The following is a 22,910-nucleotide window of genomic DNA, read 5'->3' as shown; positions in this document are numbered from 1 at the left end:
GTTCGCAGACCCACGACATAGTCGGGTGGTGTTGATCAATCCGTCGCGCGGCGAGAAGCCCACTTCGGCCGGTCTTGCCGCGCGTCACAGCAGCTTCTCATTACTGCAGGCAGGCTTAGAAATGTTCGCCGTCGCCTCGACAGTCATCGGCGAATGCCAACCGATCGGGATTGATATTCGCCAGCAGCTCGTCCACTCGATGACGCAGCTGGACATCGACGCGCTTTCCATTTGGCGGGATAGCCGGTTCACAGACAATCTGGCTTCAGCCCAAACTGGTATCATTTTCTACGGAGGAGGTTGGCTGGAAGAGGAGATTTTTATCGCCGCCCTGCAGGCGGCCCAGCGGGGATATGACGTGCGCTTGCTATCGGACCTCATCGCGGCGCGTGTTGACGCGGACCGATCACTCGTTTTGGATCGACTTGCGCTTCACGGCATCTTGCCGACTACGGTGCGACAGACGCTGCTGGAATGGGCGGTGTGTATGGACGACGCGCTCTTGAAGCAAAAGGTTCAGCAGCTCTTGTCGTGAGGCCCTCAACCTGGGGCAAAGACGTACCCCATGATAAGCATCTGGATCATCAGTCCCGGATCAATCGATGGGCGGCCTATGGACGAATAACCAGGTGCAAAGTCACTGCTAAGCCAGGATAGATCCAGAGCAGTGTCGATCGTCCGCATCAGATGATCTTCGGGTCCGCATCGCAAAGAGAAATTCTACAACAGTTGAACTCGGTCGCTCTTCAGAAGGCCACCATCGATCGATCAAGCCGAGATTAGCGTCAGAACAACAGCATCATGCTTCAAGGTCGGTCTCAACCGACATTCGCAACAGAATCGGTCAATAGGCGATGTCCGAGAGTTGCGACCCATCACAAGTAGTTGCAAAATGGCGCGTTAGAACAGGCCCACGGGAGCGACACCATGATCTCACGTCGTCTTGTGATCGGCCTGCTTTGCGGCAGGAGCGACAGCGTTTGCGCTCTATGCCACCCCAGTTGCACGGGCTTTTTCGCCCGAGGCGCGCAACGCCAAGCTCGATGAGACCGTCCGGGGATTGGTCGAAGGTCGCAGCACTCCGGGTATTGTGGTGCTGATCCTCCAAAACGAAGACCCGGTCTACAGCCGCCGCGTCGGCGTTCGAGAGGTCGGGAGCGCCGCGCCGATCGGCGAGAACGACATGTTCCGCCTCGCCTCAATGACGAAGGCCGTCACCTCAGTGGCAGCGATGATCCTGATCGAGCAAGGCAAGATCGGCCTCGATGATCCGGTCAGCCGTTTCCTTCCCGAGTTCGCTAGCCCCACGGGTGCGTGGACCTGATGGCGCCGAGGTTCCTGCGAGCAGGCCTCCGACGATCCGCAAACTGCTGACCCACACCGCCGGGTTCTCCTACAACTTCATCAACAATCCCCGGCTCGTCGATGCGTACGCGAAGCGCGCGTGACCGATGGGCTAGACCAGCCCGAGCTAACCACGGCCGAAGCGATGCGGCGCGTTGCTTCCGTTTCGCTTGGCTATCAGCCTGGTACGAGCTGGGAATACTCGCTCGCCACTGACGTGCTCGGGGCCGTCATCGAAAAGGTGACAGGCTCCAGTCTGCAAGCTTTTGTAACCGAACGCATTGCAAAGCCCCCGCAAATCAAGAGCTTTATGTTCAATGTACCTGAAGCCATCCGCTCAAGCCTCGTGCAGGTCACCCGGCCCGCACAGGTCACGGGCGCACTCGGCAGGGGCTATGTTCCTGTCGTGGGACTCGAGGCTGTGCCATTCTCGCCCACCAAGGGCACCGCCAATCTCGACCCGAACCGCGCCTTCGCTCCGACCGCTTATAACTCGGGGGCGCCGGAATGTGCGGCACCATCGGGGATTACGCGCGATCCCTGCAGATGCTGCTGAACGAAGGCGAACTCGACTGGGTACGGATGCTCCGCGCGGAGACAGTCCGTCCTATGACGCAGAACGCGACCGGCGATATTGCGGACCATTCGCGGGCCAGGCTGGGGCTTCACCCTGGGCTTTGGGATAGTGACCGATCCGGCTTCGGCCAAGAGCCGTCTTCCGGTCGGCATTCAGGGGTGGGGCGGCATCATGGCACGCAGTTTTGGATCGATCCGGCAAATCGTGTCGTCGGCTTGGTCCTGACCCAGACGGCGATCATCGGCTCCGGCCCGATCTCGAACCCAATACGGGAGGTGTTCTATTCGGCCGACTGAAGGTTCTATACCCAGCCTAGGATCGATCTGCTCCCGGCGGGCTAATAACCTCGATTTTGGTCAAACGCTGAACTATCTCGCAAGACGGCCAAGAACGGACCGGCCGCTACGATTGCTTGGCTCGATCAATCGCACGCCGCAGTCGCTCTACATCTCAGGGCCGCGTTCTTTTGGGACTGGCGCTGCTTAGCCGCCGACGCAGTTTCTCTTCGCTATTCGCAAATGCACGCATCGTTTACGCGAGATCCTGCCTTCAACCATGGTTCTGTCACACGCGGAAGCGCGTTAGAGCAGGACCACTGAGCTTCTGATAGGCAGTCCGGTCCGCCAAGCGTCTTTCAATTCGACGAAATTCGCGCGGTGCTCACAGGCGGTAGCGCCGACAACCGCTGTTATCTCGCAATTGCAATGCGTGAGGGGTATGGCTTTGCCTTACGCGTAGGGGCAGCGGTTCGCTTTCGCCTTGACAGAACAGGCGCGTATTGAGCTTCATGAGCAGGGACAGGCGAAAAGCAAAACGCGTTCAGTTCGGGCATAACTATCGGGCGATGCTGGCGGCCGCCGATGGGACATGGCGGCGCGATTGCGTTCTCATTGATATTTCAGTGACAGGAGAGCCCGCCTTCGGATTGACGAACCGCCCGACGGCCTCAAGGCACGTCAATTTTCCTACTGCTTTCGGCTAGGGGCCTAGTATTCCGCCGGTGCGAATTGGTCTGGTTGGAGGGCTTGGAAGTCGGCTCGAGTTCATAACGAGCCGTACTCTTCGCGCCCGCGCGGCGCCGCGACAAACCGCCTAGCGCTGGCTCGGATTGATCCGATGGAGTTGATCTACGTCCATAACATACCCGCCTTCGGAGTTGCTGCTGGCGTCAAAGCCACGGAGTCGCTGTTTCGCGAGCCTTATGCTTACTGCTGTCTCACCAAACAGGAGCAGATCTCAGGAGGAGAGGGTTTTTCCCCTGGAAGCGCGAGAGCGCTCATCGGGATGAATGCGACGCCGCATGCATAAGGCATCATTCTGGTGCTAGGTCAGCTTCTTGGCTTTGGATCTCGCAGTCATCGTAGGAGGGACTATGATGTCGCAACCTGGCCGCCATTGGCGCGCTGGGTCTCATTCACAGCCATGCTGGGGGTCATGCCAGGTGGCGCCCACCATTGGCTTATCGGCCCCGGGGCGGGTCCTGGTGTTCGGATTGCTGTGCTCCATCGTCGCGGCAGAGCACATTACCAACCACTGCGGCTTGCCCTGACATCGTTTGTCGGAGGAAAGTCGCGGCCGGGGGCAAAGCCTCCGGACCAGCAGGAGGCGAAATGGGTGCACTTGATGGTCGTTTTTTGGAGTCATTGACGTGGCGCCAACGTAACGGGCGACTTCCGCTGTAGCATCATTTGGAGTTCAGGATCGTTCAGAGCACGCTCGCGAGCACTAGGTTGCGCTTGCGGTTGGCGCGCAGGACGTCCAGCGCGTACGGGAGGCGGACCGGGGGGGCGAGTTTCTTTTGCAGTGTTATCGGCAACGGGTGGTACTCCACTAGGCTGGAACCGATCATTCTCGCCTTCCTTATCGGATCGTGGGGGTGACGGCGGAGCAGGTGCGGGCGCGACGAGCTGGCGAGGCATATTGACTACAAACACACGCTGTGGCGGTTGCGGAATTGGTTTGGGAGGGGGCGGCGTGAGAGCGATAGTGAAGCGGTTCGTATAGTCTATGCTCGTGCCTCCTCCAGCGTCAGCGGACACAGTGTTCGTGACAGGCGTTAAGGTGTAACCGAAGCGCGCTCCGGCGCTCGCTACAATCTGGAACTGCTTGGTGAAGCTGATGCCGACAAGGCTGTCCTTGTCGACCGCCTTCACGGTGCCCTCGAACCAATAGGCCAGCCCCATATTCGTTTCGGAAGGATTGGGGCCGGAGCAGGAATTCTTGAATCTGGCCACGGCTTTCGGAATTGAAGTAGCAAATTTGATGGAATTACCGCGAGTGTCCGTGTCAGAGACCCCGAACTTCGGGCTGGCGGACACTACGCCTAGGCCAGCTGGGCCCGTGACCGTCGCCGTACCATCAATCCCGATGGACCTCACAAGGGTGAGGTCAACATCAGTCATCGCATTCCAGTTCATGATATCGCGGCTTCGAACGTCCGCGTCGTCGTTCGTAGCAACCGCCGCTAGTTCGCACTCGATGGAATCGACAATCGCCCGGATATCAACCCTGGCCTGGTCTGGCGAACGTGGGAACGCTGTACAACCCGCCATCCCAATCGCACAAATGCACGCGGCGTAAAAACGCATGATCAGCCCCCTTGCTTCGGCGTTCTGCCGAAGTCCCCAAAGGCGAAACTATTGCCCTGCTAAAACACCGTCAACAAGTTACATTTGGAAGTTGCTGGCTAAAGGCACGCCCAGCGAGGACCATCTCTTTTGGCGCTAAGGCGGAGCCGTGCCGCGGGCCAGAACCGAAGCTGTGTGATGACTTCGATCGCGTTGCGGTACTCGTCTCGGCTCTTCACGTTGTGTGTGTCGCTCCCAACCCCTCTTCAGGTGCGCTGTCCACCAACTCGGCGTAAGAGCCATGCTAGCTCTAGGAAGGTAGGGCTTGTTCGATCCTGTGCGGGTGGACAATGCTGTCTCACATTGTACGGATCGGACGGTTGCTGATCAATATCTCGGCTATGGCCCCGGCGCTGTTGCACCGGCCACCCCTTTTTGGGCCGCGATCCATATGGAATGTTGGAGCGCCGTCAACGGCGCAAATCGCACAAGGCCAAGAGAATACAATAGTTTCCGCACACGGTTTGGACAGCTTAGTTCAGCGTCGCAAGCTCGCCTCGGCAGATTTTTTCACTGGCGCTGACGTGTCGTGTGGCACTCCGCAAAAATCACATCAGCGCTGATCGAGCGTTCCTGGAAAAGTGTTTGATGCGACAATTGGGGATCAATTTTTAGTTGCAATCCGTCTTGACTTGCGCGAACCTAAACGAATGAAGTGCGGGCAACCAGTCAGTGCGACCGTGTGAACTTATTTCTATCCGAGCTTTGTGAAATTCTGTTCTAGATATTCGCTTTCACCCTCTTTCGCGTGGGGAGACATTTCATGAATGTTACCGAAGGTAATTTAAGTTTCGAAGCTGACATCAAGGATCTTTTCCGAGCGCGAGATGTGGCCGCAATGAAGAATGTGGCTGACCTCGATCTGCACGACTACGAAGACGTGAAGGAAAACGCGCAAAAGATACTTGATCGGCTGCAGGCGGGAACAATGCCGTGTGACGGTGCTTGGCCCAATTCCAAGGTCGATAAGTTCGCTATGTGGAAAGAACAGGGGATGAATCCATAAAGTCCAAGAGGTTATGTTTATCGAGGGATACGATGAAATTTATTGTAGCGTTTCTTTTTTTGACAATGACCTTCAGTCAGACCGTGTTTGCAGGAGATCTTTGCAAGAAATGGTTATCATCTTCACCGCTGCTGTCTGAAGAACCCCAAGACACGGCCATGGCTGCAAATGATCCCGATTGTTATGCTTGGAGATTATTTGTTGCACTCAACTGGCCAGCGGCAACATCGCAATGCATTGCGGATACAACACGTCGATTGGGTGACAGTGGCCCAACAGTCTGGGAGTCGTGGCGTTCTAAATTCGAGACTTACCTCGATAAGGCCGAGCCGCCAAAGCCATGGAATGAGGCGTGCACCTCGGCAATAGCTAAGGTGCTTGCACCATCCAGCCAAACGCTCGCATCGCTGGATCAAAAATCTCAACCAAGAGTCATCGGCGGATCAGGTCTGCCCAGATTTCTTCCGCCCGCAAGAGAAGTTTCAACTGCGAGAGATGAGGAAGTCCGTCTAAACAAGGACACTTACGAATTCATACGCAGTAACAAATTGTATGACTTGGGTGAACAAGAGAAACTAGCACAACAGGGTGTAAAAACCCTCGTTTTCCCTCTCAATGCTAAAGAGGTGAAATCACATTGGGCAGAAATCGAAGAGAGTGATAAGCCTCGATATCACTGGGCGACTGCAAACGGGAAGCTTTTCGGCCTGGTCGCAATTTCTATAATTACAAGAGATTTGCCTCGGTGGTTCTGGGCGACGTGGGAGCATGCAGACAACGAGAAGCGTTGGCCGGACAAATATTTTAAGAGTCGCAAGGACCCCGGTGCCTTTCGAGGATGGGTAGTCAGCTCAATAGATAGCATATCTTGCCCCAGTGACGAGCTGGATTGCGGAAAGATCCCAGCAGGTTTCGGCTTACAGGGCACCAAGTGGGAGAACTATCGTTTGCGCGGAACACAAACCGATTGGGTGGATCATCGGGGAGCGCCGACTATCCTAGTAAATTCAAAAATCGAGGGTGCATTTGACCAGCGCTCATCTTGTATTTCCTGCCACGCCCTAGCTGTCAAAGGCGCGAGTGGAGGGCCCATGCCTCTTGATATCGCGCCGTTGGGTGTTGATGAGCTTGGGTTGTTGAAAGGGTATGTCGGTCCAGTGCCGGCCCAACTGTTCGAAGGTGATAGGTACCTTGGTTTGGATTTTGTTTGGTCCCTGCGTTGTGCGCGACGGAAAGGGGAATCTGGCACCATGGGAGGGTGCAAGCAGCCCTGATGGTTGGTCGGCAACCATTTGTTGCCCGGGCAGCTGGGATCGATGGATTGCATGTTTTCGGAGGGGATAGCATGGCACCAAAATCGTCATCGATAGATCGCCGCACTTTTTTGATCAGCGCGCTGGCCGCTGGAAGCAGTGGTGTGATTTTTCCTGCGCTTGGACAATCTGTCCAGGTCGAGCCGAGGAAGTCGATCGGCTTGGTAGAATCAAATCCAGCGGAACTTCAATTGTTGCGAGACGCGGTTCAAATTCTTCAATCGAAGGATGGAGCCACACCAGCGGCAGATGGGTGGGAAGCAATTGCCAATCCGCATGTCAACAATTGCTTTACCGGAGATTCTCGTGAAATCCACTTTAGCTGGTGGTTCTGGCCTTGGCATCGCGCCTATTTGGTCGCGATGGAGCGTAGACTGCAGTTCGTCGTGAACGAACCGAAATTGCGCTTGCCCTATTGGGATTGGTTTTCAACCAGAGACATTCCCGCCGCAATCAAGAGTGCCACTTATCAAACATCCGCAGGCCTGACGAAGCCTAATCCGCTGTTCGATGCGACGCGTGCTATGTCTGCGGCGCAGCGGCCACCGCCACTTAATACGGAAACGATTACTGATGCGGTTTTGGCTGGCTACGCGAACGAAGAAGAGTTGTTGCGATCCGCCAATTTTTCAACAGTCGGCGGCAGAACTAGCGGTTCAGCCGGATCAACAGGAATAGTCGAGCTGGGACCCCATAACAATCTCCATGTATGGATTGGAGGTAGAGCGGGGAACATGGCCCAGGCTTGGTCTCCGCGCGATCCAGCCTTTATTTTTCATCATTGCAACATCGATCGTTTGTGGCAAGCTTGGACTGAACTCAATACTGGTGGTGCTCACACGAATCCCACTGATCTGGCTTGGCTCGATAAGACGTTCCCAATGCCTCATCCGTCTGGCGTCGGCGTTGAGATTTACAAGATAGGTGATCTGCTGAACACCAATGCTCTTGGCTACAAATACGAGCAAGGCAGAATGCAGATAGCACAGCAGGGTGTTCCGGACGGACCAGGGGCTGGAATAAAGCTGAACGAGCAGCCGTTAGATTTGAGTAGCGGCCGAGCTAGGACCTCGCTGCGGCAACTATCTGACCAGGACGGGGCAAGGATCCGGTCGTTGGCGCCTACGCGGCCAGGTTCACTTCAGCTTAATGGCGTATCGCTACCGTCATCAACTTCATCTTTTTCGGTTCATTTGCTTTCCGAAAGCGATAGAAACAACTCGGATAGCAATAGAATAGGCATATATACGCTCCTCAATCCGAGCGGAAAGCCAATGAACACCAACTTATCGATTCCTCTCCCGACACGCATAGCTGAGCGCGTCGCGAGCCAGCAAAATGTTGAAATATCAGTCGTAGTCGACTCTCCGGAACGGGAGCGGCTCGCTGGGTTTACGATCAACGAAATAAAGCTGGTGTTCGAATAAACACTGACCTTGTTGGCTGTTGGAGGTTTCCATGAGGCTCTGGTTGATACTAGCGTTCTTTGTCTTGTCCTTGCCGTCGTTAGCGTGTGCATTTGACATCCAAAAGCAAATGAAGACGCTCGATTTTGCGAAATCGTTGGACCCGGGCAATGAAGCTCGACTGCTTCCTACTTACCGTAATCTGTTAGAGACATTGGGTGCGACGAGCGCTTCAACGAACAGCACGCTACCCGGAGAACGACGGCCTGCTGCCGCTATTGTAAATGGAGCCTCGACTATTGTTGAGCGAGATAGTCGCACGTTAACAAACTTCGCTGCGGTTTCTTCCGATCGCGAACGAGTGTGGCTCGGGGTGACCACCAAACTTGGCGCCGCGGATTTGTTTCCGGACTCGGTGGCGATCAAATCCGATCAAGGCGCTCTCTGCAGCGGTGTCCTAGTTGCTCCTGATGCGGTCGTGACGGCCGGTCACTGCTTCTGTCGAGGCAACACGCCTAAATGGGTCATTTTCGGAACAACAACTGATATTGGCGGCCAGAATGCAAGGGTCGTGGCAGTAAAAGCCGACAAGTCTCAGGCAAAGATGCAGTGCGGGGCTTACGCTGATGGAGATGTAGGGGTGGTTGCGCTGGCAGAAGCCGTCGATATCCCGTTCAGAAAAGTTGCGCCTGCGACAGCAATTTCGAATGCGAAATTTATCAGGGTTGTAGGATTCGGGCAGACCGAAACTGGGACATCAGGTTCGAAGCTTATGGTAGACGTGCCGGTAACGTCCGCTGACTGCAAAGGCAGCTCAGATGCCGGGCCGGACGCATCGGTATATGGCTGTTATCCTGAGATTGAATTGGTCGCTAGCTCGCCGCTAACTAATGCCGACTCTTGCAAGGGCGACAGCGGCGGGGGCGCTTACGTGCTACTTTCAGACGGATCGTATGCTTTGGCGGCTGTTGTGTCGCGAGGGATCAAGACTCCAAGCATCCGGCCTTGCGGCGATGGCGGGATTTACCCGCGGCTTGATGTTGCCAGCATTAAGCAGTGGCTAGCGGCCAGTGGAGTCACAACGAACCCGTGAGGTCGTTTGGGCATCCGAAGTCGGAGCTCTTGACCAAGCTAGTAAGACGTTGCGCGTGCCAGAAAGGAAGCATAGCAATGTATCCTTTTTCTCGATCAGTTGCGTTTTCTGGAACTGAGTAACAAGGTATAGTTCAAGCCCTTCTGCTTCTGCACAGAGAATCCGGGTCATTGAGAAGTTCGCTATTTCTACAGTGGAGCCTTGGTGCCGTTTGATATCGAAAGAAAAGTTGTTGCACCCCGTCGACCCAGTTACTCGTGAGTCTTCAACTGCAATAGTTGGTTTGACGGTGGTCTTCGACAGCTGAGTTGCATCGACGAGTTCCCAATTGCCGTCGAATGTTTCGACATTGGCGGTTCTGGCCTGCCAAGCAAAAATGATAACGACCGCAATTACCGACATGACAATACTCGCGACGGTCCGAAATTGTCCGCTTGCGAGGTGCATTGTTTGTCTCGAACAGGTCTCGGCCTGCGCCTGGTGCCGTTGTTTGGAGGTTTCTCTTCAGCCCTTGTACTATAGCGGTCCAAGTGCGCTACCAAAAGTGAAATCTCTAGCCACACTTCCTCTACAGAGTTGTACCATTTCTTCTATGAACTCGGTCGTATCCTGCAGGATCAGGAGAGGCCCTTCGCTGGCTGTGAAACGCGCTGCAGTCGCAGCGAAATGTCCCGCCATCACGCCGTGTTCGGTGACGCGCGGATCTAAAATCTCTAGGCCGCCTTCGTCGCAGCCCAATCGCCGCACGCCGCCGGAAGCGGCTTAACCGGGGCGGCGGAGATGAGTTGGCGCACCTCCTCGAACCATTGTGTCTGCAGGCAGCGGCCCTTCTGCGCGTCAGCTTATTGTCAGCTTGCCCATTTATCCTTATCCGCAGGCCTTGATTAGGCCCAACCTAGTACGGTTCAAAACGGAGAAATCGCATGTATAGCAGGATCACTGGTTCATCCAGCCAATATACGGCGGGCCAGGCTGATGAAGCGGGGCAGGCAACAGATAGTCAGAGGTTTGCTGAATCGCTTGCAGACGCGGAGGCTAGTTCGTCGTCGGCGGCTCCGAGACCGTACTCCCTCGTTTCCGAGCCCCCCATCGAGGAGATCAACAGGTCTCAATTCAGTAAACATCTGCGGAGCTTTTATGGCGACGACATCAAGCATATAGCGGATAATCCTCAAGAGTACTCGGATTTCGTGTCCGATAGAGCTCGACGCACGGTGTATGTTGCTAGACTCGGTGCGACCGTGGATCATAAGGACAACACCCGATATTTCAGCTATAACTTGGGAGACAAAAGCGTCGGGCTTCTAAGATCACAAGGTGGGCTTCGTATCAAAGACGAACTGGTAGACTGGCGCGAACACTTTCCCGGGCGAAAGCACTTCACGTCTATTGATCTCCGGGTTGCTCATCCTCTTGTTGAGAACGCAGGCGACATTCTGCTCGAACATCAACTTCGGCTTGACGGCCAACGACCGTTGGTCAGGTCGAGACCTGCCACAGAAGAGGCGGAGCCCCGGCTAGAACAGATGGGCTTCGTTGACGTTGGGGGCAATCACTTTGTGCTTGACCCTCGACAGCATCCGGACAGATGGACGAAAAACGAGAACGAAGCATGGCAGCGAGCAGATAAACCTGCGCGATATCTCTCCAAGACGGAGACCAATGATTCCGATAACGAAGCTAGTACGGAGGAGTATTCGAGCGAATATTCGTCTGGCGAAGATCCTTCCTGGTACTTCGACCAGCTCAATATGGGCCCAGGATCGACCGGGTGAAGGCTCTCAATAGACGAGATCGGATGAGGCTCGTGCTGTCTTGGTGTCGCGCCCGCGGAGCGTGAAGGGCCTAGCCCCGAACGGGAGCGCATGCCACGAGCGGGTGCGCTCCCAGTGCGACGCGACAACGTTATACAAAATTCGGAGCTGCACGGGAGAGGCGGCCCCACAAAACTCTCGGCAGAGCAGCTTCTTAGGCACGAGTAAACGTAGCTGAGCTGTTTGTCTGGTCCCGACTCTTTAGTCCAAAGGCTTTCACGGTCGTCGCGCCAAGTGGATGCTATTCCGAGGCGAATAGCGGTCCAATTCGGTAACCCTCTGGTAAGGCTTTCAAGTACTCACATCTTGGGACTGACCCGATAGCGATGCCGAAGGCGACATCTTGCAACTTGGTCACACCTCGCCAAACGACGATGTTTCCTGGAGGATGATCACGTGTGCGAGCGAGATAGCCGCCCAGATGGCGATCTGCAAAAGGTAAGTTGGGGGCGTTCGGCGAATGATGCGCGGGTTGGAACGCGCATCGATGCGGTCGAGTTTCAATCTCCGCGGGGGGCAAAGACAGTCTCGAGTCTCGCATCCGATTGAGCGCGCGCGGACAAGTGATCCAAAAAAATGCGCCAGCTCACGACCGTAATGAGAACGAGAAGCTTTGCCAGCCGCTCGGCGATCTGCAATCTCGCGTCCTCTGCGGGGCAGCCAGATTTCATGATCTGTGGACCACCTCGACCTTCCAGCGCCCGGCGTACTAATCGAGCTTTTCGGCGGCGGCTGCTAGGTCGTCGACAGGCAAACTGGTCACGAGCTTCCAGTCGATCGGGTCGCGAAGAAGGTGGGGCAACCTCCAAGGCATGAATATAGACGAGCAATGAATATAGACGAGCATTTGCGGCGCGTGGCGCTTTGCTGGCCGATAGGCGGCAATATTTTCACCGAGACGAACTTGATCTGCAGGAAAGCAGTTTCGCCATCTTCAGCGCCAATCGCGAGCCGATGGCGGCCGGACCAAGAGACCGCGGCAAGTTGAGCCAAGACGCGATAGCCGCAATCGGCGGCGAGGCCTTTCAACGGTGGCTCGGCCAGCCGATCGGTCTGAATGCGCACGAGAAACCGCGTCCCGAGATCCTGCGCCGGGCAAAAGATTTCGTAGATATCGCTTTCGCGATCGCCGCTGTGCACACAGCGCTCGGGCGAGCCCAGAAGCGCGGTGGACTGATGCAAATTCTCGAGCCAGCGATAACTTTCTTTGGTCTCGATCGGCACGCCCGGTTGGTTCACGAGCCGCCTGAGCGCAGCCGTTCCTTTGAACTTGCTGCGGGTCCAGAACTTCACCCCCAACAGGCCGAGTGGAGTTCCGCTGGTGGTGGCGGCCAGACTCGAATGCATCAACACGACGCACACGGTGCGGGTGGTGGGTTGTCCGGCTTTATAGCGCCAGCATTGATGTTTTGTGTAGCCGATCTTGCCGGTCGACTCGCGACTTTAGATGAACTCGGTCGTATATAGCGCGACAATCTGGGTGGGAAGCCGCATTGCGTCGCCTGAAATGTTCCTGAATGCTGGGCCGTTGCCTCGCGTAATTTGCTCCCCAGTAGGATGGGACTGCGGGGGCGATAATGAGGCAACTGAGCATGGCGACTCGAAGAGAGCTGACGGCCGCTGTGGGGCAGCGCTACAGAGAGGCGAGCCGGGCGGAGAAAGCGCGAATTCTCGACGAGTTTGTGGTTGTTGCGGATTCCGAGATGATGGTGCGCACCGTACCGATTTGATGGCGCGCGGGGTTCCGAAATGATCGCGCGCAGCGTTCCGAGCATTCTCCGCGCAGCATTCCGATTTGATCGCGCGCAGTTTCGGATGATGTGAGGCCCGATCGTTGGGCCATTTCTTCGGCTGGAACCAACTGGGAGAATTGGATGCCGACGAGGAGGGTTATCATGCGCCAGGTGCGCGAGATTGTGAGGTTGAGCCTTGAGACTGGGCTCTCGACGCGCGTGGTTGGCGAGCGTCTCGGCGTCGGGCCGACGACGGTCCGTGACACGCTGAAGCGGTTTGCGCGCGCGGGTCTGGCATGGCCAGTCCCGGAAGCGATAAGCGACGCCGAGCTGGAGCAACTGCTGTACGGGGTGCCTGGCGTGAAGCCGGGTCGCCACGAGGTGGCCGAGCCTGACTGGTCCGTTATTGCCCGCGAACTCAAGCGCAAGCACGTGACCTTGCAGGTGCTGTGGGACGAGTACATTGCGGAGCATCCGGACGGGTACCATATAGCCGTTTCTGTGACTTGTTCCGCAACTGGGAGGGCCGGCTGCCGCTGGTGATGCGTCAGCACCACGGCGGGGGCGAGAAATTGTTTGTCGACTATGCCGGCGACACGGTGCCGGTGGTTGACCGTAAGACTGGCGAGGTGCGTGACGCGCACATCTTCGTCGCGGTCATGGGCGCATCCAGCTTATCGTTCGCGCTGGCGACGTGGACCGAGCAGCTCGGCGACTGGATCGCGGGACACAACGCGGCCTACGGCTTTTTTGGCGGCGCGACGCAACTGCTGGTGCCCGACAACGCCAAGGTCGCGGTGATCAAGGCCTGCCTCTATGACCCTATGGTCAACCGCAGCTATAGCGATATGGCGCAGCACTACGGCACGGCGATTTTGCCGGCACGTCCGCGTCGCCCGAGAGATAAGGCGAAGGTCGAGGCCTGCGTCGGAATTGTCGAGCGCTGGCTGCTGGGGCGGCTGCGCAACCGCACTTTTTACGGCCTGGCCGAACTCAACGGTGCGATCGCCGAGTGGCTGGCCAAGCTCAATGACGGACGGGTGCTGCGCCAGTATGGCCGGACACGGCGCCAGCTGTTCGAGGAAATTGATGCGCCGAATCTTAAACCGCTTCCCGGCGAGCCGTGGGTCCATGCCGAATGGCGCCGATGCCGGGTCGGGCTCGACTATCATGTCGAGATCGAACGACACTACTACTCGGTGCCCTATCGCTTTGCCCGTCGGGAGGTAGACGCGCGGATCTGTGCGCGAACGGTTGAAATCTTCCTCGGGGGCGAGCGTATCGCCGCGCACATGCGCGGCAGTGGCAACGGGCGGCACACGACGATCAGCGCCCACATGCCTTCCAGCCACCGGCGCTATGGCGAGTGGACGCCGGCGAAGATCCGCAGCGAGGCGACCCGGATCGGCCCGATGCTGCGTCTGCTGGTCGATCGGATCATCGAGGATCGGCCGCATCCCGAACAGGGCTATCGTTCGTGCCTGGGTATTCTCCGGCTTGAGAAGCGCTTTGGCGCCGAGCGCCTCGAGGCGGCCGCGCAGCGCGCGCTTGAGATCCAGGCTCGCAACTATCCAAGTGTCAAATCGATCCTCGAGAAGGGTCTCGATCGCGTTCCAACGGCTGCGTCCTCCGAGCGCGAGCCGATCCTCCACACCAACATCAGAGGCTCGGACTATTACCACTAAGGAGAGAAAATGCTGACACACCCCACACTCCACTTGCTTACCCGGCTCGGCCTTACCGGCATGGCCGAGGCCTTCGCCAGCCTGACCGACAACGAGGAGGTCCAGGGTCTCGCTCACGCCGAATGGCTGGCGTTGCTGCTGGACCATGAAGCGACTTGGCGTAACAACCGGCGCCTGGCGCTTCGTCTTCGCAAGGCAAAGCTGCGTCATCATGCCGTGCCCGAGGATATCGACTACCGCGCTCCGCGTGGGCTCGACCGCCGCGTGTTCGACATGCTGCTCAAGGGAGACTGGATCAGGAACCACGAGAATTGCGCCATTGTCGGGCCAACAGGCGTCGGGAAAAGCTGGCTAGGCTGTGCGCTCGGCCACAAGGCCTGCCAGGACAACCACTCTGTACTTTACACCCGGCTGCCGCGGTTGATCGAAGAACTGGACCTTGCCCGGGGCGATGGCCGACTCGCCTCGCGGATGAAGAGCATCGCCGCCGTCGAGCTCCTCATTTTGGACGATTGGGGCCTCCAAGCCATCGACGCCAATGCCCGTCACTATCTGCTCGAAATCCTCGAAGACCGCTACAGCCGTCGGTCAACACTCGTCACCAGCCAGCTTCCAATTGCCAAATGGCATGAGCTCATAAATGACCCGACTTACGCTGATGCCATACTTGATCGCCTGCTTCACAACGCTCACAGGCTCGAACTGAACGGTGACTCCATGCGTCGCCCGCCCGTTCTTCCTCGGCCTTGATTACGCTGGCGGCCGATGAAGACCGAGACTGCAGCCCGCGAAGCTGACCGGCCGCTACGGCACTGTTGGGGGTGCGCGTCCGGTCAGCTTCGCTCCGTCGAGCGACACCATCAAGCATCAGACGTGATCTCTGCGGACTGCCGCTTGACCACGGGCTCGCGAAAGTGCCAGTTACCTTTGACGATCGGGTACTTCACCTGCGCGCGATCAGATCGGAACGCTGCGCGGCATCAGATTGGAATACCTGCGCGCGATCATTGGAATCCGCAGTTGTGACGGGCTTCCATCGAAAGCATGCGATGCGCCTGCTCCGAGGCGATATCGGCCAATCCTCGGTTCGGCGCAGCCGTCGCCGGATTTACGAGGAAGCTGAACGAAATGCGCTGGTTGTTCTTTGGGAGGCATCGGACCGGATTTGCGGCAAGAGACTGAAAGCGCTGCTGCCGCTCCTGATCGAGTGGATGGAACGGAACGGCCACATGGGCCTGGCGCCCGAAATCCGCGCGAAGCTGCTGGCGGTGAGCGCGTCGACGATCGATCGGGCGCTGGGCAAGATCCGACAGGAGGGTGGACGCCAGCGGCGCCGTCCGGTGGCGAGCGCCTTGCGACGGAGCATCCCGGTACGGACGTCCGCCGACAAGGATCCGGCGCCGGGCTATGTCGAAGCCGATCTGGTCGCCCACAGCGGGCCCTCGGCCCGCGGCAGTTTTATCCAGACGCTGGTGCTCACGGATATTGCGACCGGTGGGACGGAGTGTGCGCCGTTGCTGGTGCGCGAGCAAACGCTCCTGAGCACCGTGTTGACAGAACTTCGCCGACAGCTGCCGTTCTCGCTGCAGGGCATCGATACCGGCAATGATACTGTGTTCATAAACGAAACGCTGAAAGCGTATTGTGAGCAGGCGAACATTGTGTTCACGCGTTGCCGACCCTACCGCAAGAACGACCAGGCGTTTGTCGAACAGAAGAACGGAGCCGTGGTCCGACGGATGACTGGTTATCGGCGGTTTGAAGGGCTCGAGGCGGCTGCGTTGCTCGCAGAACTCTATCGCTCAGTGCGCCTGTTCGTGAACTTCTTCCAGCCCTCGTTTAAGCTGATCGCAAAACAGCGCGATGGCGCACGCGTCCGTAAATCTTATAGTGCGCCGACGACGCCGCATCAGCGGCTGGCAGCCGACCCACATACCTCCGATACGGTTCGGGCCCAACTGCAGGAAATCTGCGTCAGCTTGGACCCGATCGCGTTGCTGCGTGACATTCGGTCTACGCAGCAACGTCTGGCCGACCTTACCGACGTGAGGTCGGCGGGCGATTCGACTACTGCGGCCCCGGCCAATCGACTTCTTCCTCGCCAGCTTGCGAACGGCTTGGAAAGAGGGCGCATCTCGACCGACGGACCGGCCGATCCTCAAAGCGAAGCGAGGTCGTCGTCGCCCTGATCCGCTCGTTCAGGCGACCCCACAGCTGCAGGAGTGGTTCAAGGCCGAGCCGTGGCGAACCGGCGCAGAGCTCCTGACAAGGCTACAAGCGGAATATCCGGGCGCGTACCCGGATAAGCTGCTGCGAACGCTTCAGCGCCGCCTCAAATCCTGCCGCAGCGAGCAGGCAAGCGCGCTGCTGTTTCGATCGGCAGATCATGCGGAGCGGTTCGACGAGACACCGGTTGCGCGGTAACAGCGCCCGCTTCCGGTACGGGGGAGGCCGGTCGTTGCGCAACCCCGGCCAGCTCCACGACCGGCCTCCCCCGTACCGACCGTCCATCTTCTTGGGAGCAAAATAAATGAGGCAACGATCGCGTCTTCGGGAACATTCCTCCATGAGGCAATACGCACTGTCATCCTGATTGCCGCGCGGCAGACAGGCCCATCTTGGCCTCCAGATGCGCCACTGCAGCGCGTTTGGCGGCGGGCCCTACCATTTTTTTGAAAGAAGCTCGCGTAGCGCAGCCGCATCGAGCATCTGCTCGGCCAACAGCTTCTTCAGCTTCGCGTTCTCATCTTCCAGCGCTTTCAGCCGTCTGGCCTCGGAGACATCCATGCCGCCAAACTTGGCCTTCCAGTGGTAGATCGTCGCTTCCGATATCCCGTGCTTGCGAGCCAGGTCGGCGGTCTTCGCCCCGGCCTCATGCTCCTTCAACACAGCAATAATCTGCTCTTCCGTGAACCTTGCTCGCTTCATCCGTCCGTCCTTCTTCGGGGCGGACTCTAACTCCTTCTGGAGGAAATACTCAGTGGCAGGTCAACCCCGACAATGGAGGGGCAACACAAGGTGCGTCAGGAGAGCGGCATCGAGTAGATCATGCAAGTCCGGTCCCATGAAAAAGTAGCGATCCTGATATCAGCGGCTGAATGTACTTGGCGCCCGCGCGCACGATCTGTATGCGAGTGCGGGACGCTGGCAGTCGGACGGTCTTTTCCTGAAAGCGGTCGCGAATCGTCGGTCTGATCACCTCATCCTCAATCGCACTGCCGAGGTTCGTAATGGCAGTATAGCTTGTGTCCCGCGCGCAGGCTGCCAGAAGCTGGAGGGCGTGCAACTTGATGGGGTCAAGGGAAGCCTATAGCTGCAATGTATGCTGCTAGCCCCGCGATAACTCCGACAATTGCCCAAAACACCCCTCCCGAAGTCGCAGATGCTTCTTCAGGAGTTAATTCGGTTACACCATAGTCTGACATATCGGTCTTCATTCTCGTCTCCTTTTGAACTGAGATGATCAGTCAGTGATGCCGGTCGGCAGCCCCTGCCGCGGCGAAAAAACAAACTGGTTGCGAACGGGCGGAGCGTACATTCAGCCACATTAACGCGACATCAGCGGATCGCTACTTCCTCATGGGACCGCCTCATCCGCAATCGCATTGCCGACGTTCGTAATGGTGGTAGTGCTCGTTCGATTGTCGTCGCCCCGCACACAACATCTGCAAATCTTATCTGAACCAATGAGTCATGGTTCAGCGGTGAGTTGCTTGTTTCAAAAGCCTGCTCTCATGTTTGCCGTCGAAAGCGACCGCTTCCGTAACAGCGCTCGACAGGCCCTCCTCGAATCGGCTTAGCGTAGCATCCCGGGAAAATTCTGCGATGCCCCACCTTGAACTGTTAGCTGGATCCGGTTTGCGCCCGCCACAAGCGAGCGTAAGCGCCTTCAGCTGTCAGCAGATCAGGATGCCTTCCCTCCGCAACAACCCGTCCCTTATCTAAGACTACGATCTTGTCGGCTCCGCAAATCGTGTTGAGACGATGAGAGATGACGACAATGATCTTGCCTGCCCGACGCAGATTCTCAACCACCCCTAGGACAAACGTCTCGGCGACGGAGTCGAGAGCGGCGGTCGCCTCGTCCAGGATCAGGATTTCCGGATCCCGGTACAAAGCCCGCGCCAACGCAAGGCGCTGCTTCTCGCCGCCGGAGACGCGTACGCCGTTCTCGCCCAGATAGGCCTGGAAGCCACCGGGCCAGCGCTCGATCGCCTCACGTAGCCCTATTTGGTCGCAGATTTGCACGATCTTCTCAATGTCCGGCTCGAACTCGCCAAGGGCAATGTTCTCGATCACCGAGCCCGAGAACACGTCCATCGATTGCGGTACCGCGGCAACGACCTTTCGCAGGGATGCGGTCGAGATGTCCTGGAGGTCATAGGGGCCGATCCGGATGCGTCCGCCCGCAAGCGGGTAGACATTTTGCAGCAGCGCGGCAAGCGAGCTCTTGCCCGAGCCGCTTTCCCCCACCACGGCCGTCATCTCGCCTCGACGGAAGGTGACACTGAGATCCTGGAACAGCTCCGGCTGCGCACCATGACGGAACGTGACGTTCTCCAGGCGGATATCGCCAAGGTCGGACTTGGTGGCATCAATGCCGCCGCCGCTTGCCGGCTCCAGGTCGAAGACCTCGAACAGGCGATCCGCCGCGATAAAGGCATCCTGCACGATCCGATTGGTTTGGATCAGGCTCGCTACTGGTCCGGTGATATGGCCCAGCAACGTATAGCAGGACAGCAATTCGCCGGGCGTAATGGTCTGATCGAGGACAAGCGTCGTACCGAACCACATCAGCACAATGGTGAATAGGGTCGAGATGAAAGTCGAGGCATTGTCTCCGACGATCGAGATGAGGTCGGAGCTGTAGAATGAGTGCAGCGTCTTGATGAAGCGGGTCTCCATCTTAAGGCTGGCAAAACTTTCTATACCGAAAGTCTTGATCGTGGAGACGGCTCCGAGTGATTCAACCAGCTGCGCCTCCAGATCGGCAGTGTTCTCCATAATGGCGCGCTCGCGCTTACTGTTCAGCCGGTTGATGGTCCAATAAAGCAAGAGGTAAAATGGAATTGAGACCGCGACGACCAAGCCGATCTTCCACGAGTAGACGAACATCAGCCCGAACGAGAACAGTGTCACTATCACGTTCACGAACATGGTGATCGAGACGTCATTCAGGAAACTCCTGATCTTCACCGCGTCGTTCATGCGGGAGACGATTTCGCCCATGCGCATGCTATCGAAGAACTTCTGGGGCAAGCTTAGGATGTGATTGTAGTAGCCGAGGATCAAGCAGATATCGATCTTCTGCCCCGTTTGCAGAACGAGCCGGCTTCTGAGGAAATTGACCAGGATCTCTGGCACCAGGATCAGCAGCATGGCGACGCTCATCAAGTTGAGCAGGTTGCGGTTGCCCGCTGTGATCACATGATCGACAATCTTCTGGACGTAGATGGCCGTCGAGAGGCCAAGTATTGTCGTCACCAGGGCTCCGACGAGAGCCTGCGCCATCACACCCTTGTGTGGCACAAGCAGACGGGCGAAGCGGGCGAGGGGTGACGTAGTCTCGTCGCGGCGCTGGAAGGCATCTGCCGGAACCAGGAGCACCAGGACACCAGTCCATTGCGCCTTGAATTCCTCGTGCGATAGCTTGCGGATTTCGCCATAGGCTGGGTCCATGACGGTGACCCATCTAGCGTCGATGGCCTGGATTACGATGAAGTGGTGCAGGACCTCCTTGACGATTACGTGGGCGATCGCGGGCTTTGGGATCTTATACAGGCTGTCGAAGCCACCCTTCACCCCCTTGGCGATGAAGCCCAGCTTTTGAGCTGCTTGCGTGAGGCCTGACACCGTGGTGCCGGAGCGGTCGGTCGAGGCATACTGGCGGATGCGCGACAGTGGCAACTTGTAGCCATAGAAGGCTCCGACAGACGCAAGGCTGGCGGCCCCGCAATCAGTTATGTCGCGCTGCTTGAACTTGATGACCTTGCTCGACATGGCGGCTCGCCGCGGCTATTTGGAAGAATTAGCGGGCCGGGCCATCAGGAGCGGATTGAGCCAAGCGTCGACGTCATTGTAGAGGAGTTGCAGGAGAGTGCGATCCGCTACGAGGAAGCGGGCCCGCACGGTCATGCCTTTCTTCAGGTGACCGATGACCCCGTTTTTCAGCGCGAGATGGCTGCGAGAGAGCGCGCAGCGGACCTTGAAGACCGGATTCCTGTCGTGGAAGGTGAAGTCCTGCGCCACGTCGAGCACTGTCGCCTCGATGACACCCCATTGATTGTAGTTGAAGGCATCCACTTGGAGCCGTACCGACTGGCCCGGCCGCACGAAGCCGATGTCGTTGGGAGAGACGTAGATTTCCGCCACCAGTTCGCGGTCCGGAGAGACCCGAGCGACGGTTTGCCCCGCTTGGACGTAAGTTCCCGGGGAGAGGCCGGAGAATTGCTCTAGCGCACCCGACACGGGGGCTCGAATGTGGGTCAGATCTCGCTCGTTCTCGAGCTGATGCAAATTGGCCGCGAGCTCCTTAAGACGTAGGTTAGTGTCGAAGAGCCGCTGGTTCCACTCGGCGGACTTGCGCCGGGCGAGGATCTCGCCTTTGACCTCAATGCTCTGGAGGGCGAAAGCCTTTTCGTCGACGACCTTTGTGGGGGCTGCAGCAACGGAAACCAGTCGCTTAGCGCGGTCAAGGTCTGCCGCGGCGTTACTGCGGGCATAGTCGTTCTCCCGCAGCAGGCTGAGAAAATGCAACCGCTCGGCCGCGGCCGACTCGGTCAGGAGGTGGATGGGGTCCTTGGCCTGTGTGCCGGAGGAGATCAGGGTTTCGAGATCGCGGGCAAGATCGCTCTTAGCGCGAATTTCGCCTGTAAGCGCCCTCAGCTTTTCCTCAACTACCTCATCGTCGAGAGCGAGTATCTCTTGGCCCTGGGTGACCACATCGTTCTCGACGGCAAGGATGCGCGAGATGCGTCCGGAGACGGGTGCGATCAGGGGCGTTTTCTCGATGGTGGGGCGAATGGCGCCGGCACTTTGAACAGAGACCGTTATATTGATGAGTGGCAGCGCGAACAATGCCGCGACCACAGAGAGCACTACGATCTTATAGATGACTAAAGATCCTCCTGATCCTCGGGATAGGATGCTCTCCGCAGTATAGCCGATAAGCTCTGGAGGAAGTACGATATCGGTCATGTCAGAAGTTCATTGCTCATGACGAATAGCCATTTCGATGGAACTGCGAATCTGTCTTCACCGCGACGCCGGTGGTGCTCCAAATATGAGGCATGCACCCGACCAGCGCCGCGCTCTCAGTATGGCGTATAGAGGACTTGCTCCACTTATCGGTGACCGTTCTTGATGGTGTCATAAAGATATGCTCCTAAATGCTGCAACCATTAACATCCCCGCACCAACGAAAAATTTTCCTAGTCCGCGAAAAACTCCTTTCATAGCCCCCCAAAAACTGCCTCCCGAAGTTGCAGATGCTTCTTCAGGAGTTAGTTCGACTAAACCGTAGACTGACATATCGGTTTCCATGATTGTCTCCTTTTCAAGGTCGATCAGCGATGCGGGTTCGGCAGCTGCTGCCGCCGCGCAACGAAAGGAACTCAAGAATCGTGCCAACTGCGCTGGAGGAACCGCAGGAAAACCGTTCTGCATTTTTGCAGCAGCCGCCGGCCGAACATGACTGGATCTGGGACGTGCAGACACGGCAACGGCGCCAACGCGAGGCGCGTCGGGAGAGCGGCGACGAGCGGATCGTGCAAGTCCAGTGACGTGAAAATAGTAGCGATCCAGTGATGGCACGTTGATGCGATCGAATCTAAACGGCGCCGGCACGCCGCGGGTGATGTCCAGCTGGCGAATCGGGGCTTAACTTGACGCCGCTTAACGGCGCCTTCCGTGAAGAGACCCTTGAAGATGCCGGAGCTATGTCCGGTCCGAGACGTCGATGTCTCAAGCCCGACAATAAGACGGGAGTATTCCGTCAACGTAGCGAGAGGCGCGTTGTGTCTCTAGGAAGAGCTCGCCGAACCCCTTTGGCACATCCGTTGCTTGAGATGCGGAAGAATCCGACACGACCATCGCGGCCGATGTCTAAGAGTTCAGATGGAGTTTGCTCGATTGATCCAAATCAATTTCGTGCTGACGCTGCCGCTCATGTCACCTGCGCGGCCGTCGCGAGGCCTCTCATGCCGGCACTCCGAACTGGATGGAATGGTCCCTGTCAGGAGGTGCCGCGCGCCATGTTCGAGGTGATGTGCCGCGATCTGTTCCGGCGGCTCGGTTTAGCGGGACGTCAGCTT

The 22,910-nt window shown here is 57.6% G+C and carries 18 protein-coding genes and 3 pseudogenes; 14 read left to right on the top strand and 7 right to left on the bottom strand.

All coding sequences use genetic code 11. From position 1 onward, the window contains the following. Positions 1 to 25: 25 nt before the first annotated feature. The 8 genes from RX331_RS23520 (at position 26) to RX331_RS23490 (ending at position 9,366) form a co-directional block, all read left to right on the top strand. A complete protein-coding gene (locus tag RX331_RS23520) occupies positions 26 to 535 on the top strand; it encodes a hypothetical protein (RefSeq protein WP_317252272.1) in 510 nt (169 codons plus the stop codon). Between the two features lie 525 nt (positions 536 to 1,060). Next, positions 1,061 to 1,324: a serine hydrolase domain-containing protein gene (locus RX331_RS38890; RefSeq protein WP_410707998.1), complete on the top strand. Its 264-nt coding sequence runs from the start codon at positions 1,061 to 1,063 to the stop codon at positions 1,322 to 1,324. A 120-nt stretch (positions 1,325 to 1,444) separates the two neighbouring features. Next, positions 1,445 to 1,900 carry a serine hydrolase gene (locus RX331_RS38885; RefSeq protein WP_410707997.1) on the top strand — a complete coding sequence of 152 codons (456 nt, stop codon included), beginning with the start codon at positions 1,445 to 1,447 and terminating at the stop codon, positions 1,898 to 1,900. Next, positions 1,891 to 2,217 (top strand): hypothetical protein, encoded by a 327-nt coding sequence (locus tag RX331_RS23510; protein ID WP_317252271.1) that lies wholly within the window; start codon positions 1,891 to 1,893, stop codon positions 2,215 to 2,217. The genes RX331_RS38885 and RX331_RS23510 overlap by 10 nt, the downstream gene beginning before the upstream one ends. A 3,094-nt stretch (positions 2,218 to 5,311) precedes the next feature. Next, entirely contained in the window at positions 5,312 to 5,554 is a 243-nt protein-coding gene (locus tag RX331_RS23505; protein WP_317252270.1) for a hypothetical protein, read from the top strand. A 32-nt stretch (positions 5,555 to 5,586) separates the two neighbouring features. Next, positions 5,587 to 6,828, top strand: coding sequence for a hypothetical protein (locus RX331_RS23500; RefSeq protein ID WP_317252269.1), 1,242 nt, complete (start codon positions 5,587 to 5,589; stop codon positions 6,826 to 6,828). Between the two features lie 71 nt (positions 6,829 to 6,899). Further along, positions 6,900 to 8,294 carry a tyrosinase family protein gene (locus tag RX331_RS23495; protein ID WP_317252268.1) on the top strand — a complete coding sequence of 465 codons (1,395 nt, stop codon included), beginning with the start codon at positions 6,900 to 6,902 and terminating at the stop codon, positions 8,292 to 8,294. A gap of 31 nt (positions 8,295 to 8,325) precedes the next feature. Continuing rightward, on the top strand, positions 8,326 to 9,366 hold the full coding sequence (locus RX331_RS23490; RefSeq protein ID WP_317252267.1) for a trypsin-like serine protease: 1,041 nt from the start codon (positions 8,326 to 8,328) through the stop codon (positions 9,364 to 9,366). Here the strand turns inward: RX331_RS23490 and RX331_RS23485 are convergent. Beyond that, entirely contained in the window at positions 9,334 to 9,768 is a 435-nt protein-coding gene (locus tag RX331_RS23485) for an META domain-containing protein (RefSeq protein WP_317252266.1), read from the bottom strand. The genes RX331_RS23490 and RX331_RS23485 overlap by 33 nt on opposite strands. 521 nt (positions 9,769 to 10,289) lie before the next feature. Between RX331_RS23485 and RX331_RS23480 the strand changes: the two genes are divergently transcribed. Beyond that, a complete protein-coding gene (locus tag RX331_RS23480) occupies positions 10,290 to 11,141 on the top strand; it encodes a host specificity protein (protein ID WP_317252265.1) in 852 nt (283 codons plus the stop codon). Positions 11,142 to 11,939: 798 nt separating this feature from the next. On the opposite strand, the gene RX331_RS23475 is transcribed toward RX331_RS23480, so the two are convergent. Continuing rightward, complete coding sequence (locus tag RX331_RS23475) at positions 11,940 to 12,527, bottom strand: hypothetical protein (RefSeq protein WP_317252264.1); 588 nt, start codon at positions 12,525 to 12,527, stop codon at positions 11,940 to 11,942. Between the two features lie 245 nt (positions 12,528 to 12,772). Between RX331_RS23475 and RX331_RS23470 the strand changes: the two genes are divergently transcribed. From RX331_RS23470 to RX331_RS23455, 4 genes and pseudogenes are all read left to right on the top strand, one after another. Continuing rightward, positions 12,773 to 12,910, top strand: a complete 138-nt coding sequence (locus RX331_RS23470; protein WP_317252263.1) for a hypothetical protein — start codon at positions 12,773 to 12,775, stop codon at positions 12,908 to 12,910. Positions 12,911 to 13,075: 165 nt separating this feature from the next. Then, a pseudogene (gene istA, locus RX331_RS23465) lies at positions 13,076 to 14,598 on the top strand (IS21 family transposase). Between the two features lie 9 nt (positions 14,599 to 14,607). Continuing rightward, positions 14,608 to 15,348 carry an IS21-like element helper ATPase IstB gene (istB, locus tag RX331_RS23460; protein ID WP_317252262.1) on the top strand — a complete coding sequence of 247 codons (741 nt, stop codon included), beginning with the start codon at positions 14,608 to 14,610 and terminating at the stop codon, positions 15,346 to 15,348. Between the two features lie 164 nt (positions 15,349 to 15,512). Then, positions 15,513 to 17,022, top strand: a pseudogene (locus RX331_RS23455) (ISNCY family transposase). A 172-nt stretch (positions 17,023 to 17,194) separates the two neighbouring features. Here RX331_RS23455 and RX331_RS23450 read toward each other — a convergent pair. The 5 genes and pseudogenes from RX331_RS23450 to RX331_RS23430 form a co-directional block, all read right to left on the bottom strand. Then, a pseudogene (locus tag RX331_RS23450) lies at positions 17,195 to 17,526 on the bottom strand (transposase); the annotation flags it as partial. A gap of 368 nt (positions 17,527 to 17,894) precedes the next feature. Further along, the gene (locus RX331_RS23445) at positions 17,895 to 18,035 is read right to left on the bottom strand and encodes a hypothetical protein (RefSeq protein WP_317252261.1); all 141 of its coding nucleotides are present in this window, start codon (positions 18,033 to 18,035) and stop codon (positions 17,895 to 17,897) included. 406 nt (positions 18,036 to 18,441) lie between these two features. Continuing rightward, positions 18,442 to 20,598 (bottom strand): peptidase domain-containing ABC transporter, encoded by a 2,157-nt coding sequence (locus RX331_RS23440; protein ID WP_317252260.1) that lies wholly within the window; start codon positions 20,596 to 20,598, stop codon positions 18,442 to 18,444. A gap of 15 nt (positions 20,599 to 20,613) precedes the next feature. Then, positions 20,614 to 21,795 carry an HlyD family secretion protein gene (locus RX331_RS23435; RefSeq protein WP_317252259.1) on the bottom strand — a complete coding sequence of 394 codons (1,182 nt, stop codon included), beginning with the start codon at positions 21,793 to 21,795 and terminating at the stop codon, positions 20,614 to 20,616. Between the two features lie 171 nt (positions 21,796 to 21,966). Then, on the bottom strand, positions 21,967 to 22,140 hold the full coding sequence (locus RX331_RS23430; RefSeq protein ID WP_317252258.1) for a hypothetical protein: 174 nt from the start codon (positions 22,138 to 22,140) through the stop codon (positions 21,967 to 21,969). Positions 22,141 to 22,169: 29 nt separating this feature from the next. Between RX331_RS23430 and RX331_RS23425 the strand changes: the two genes are divergently transcribed. Continuing rightward, on the top strand, positions 22,170 to 22,379 hold the full coding sequence (locus tag RX331_RS23425; protein ID WP_317252257.1) for a hypothetical protein: 210 nt from the start codon (positions 22,170 to 22,172) through the stop codon (positions 22,377 to 22,379). The last annotated feature ends 531 nt before the right edge of the window (positions 22,380 to 22,910 follow it).

It is taken from the genome of Bradyrhizobium sp. BWA-3-5 (assembly GCF_032917985.1).
Taxonomy (GTDB): Bacteria; Pseudomonadota; Alphaproteobacteria; order Rhizobiales; family Xanthobacteraceae; genus Bradyrhizobium.
Note: the sequence above shows the minus strand (reverse complement) of the source record. Positions and strands in the feature narration are given on the sequence as shown.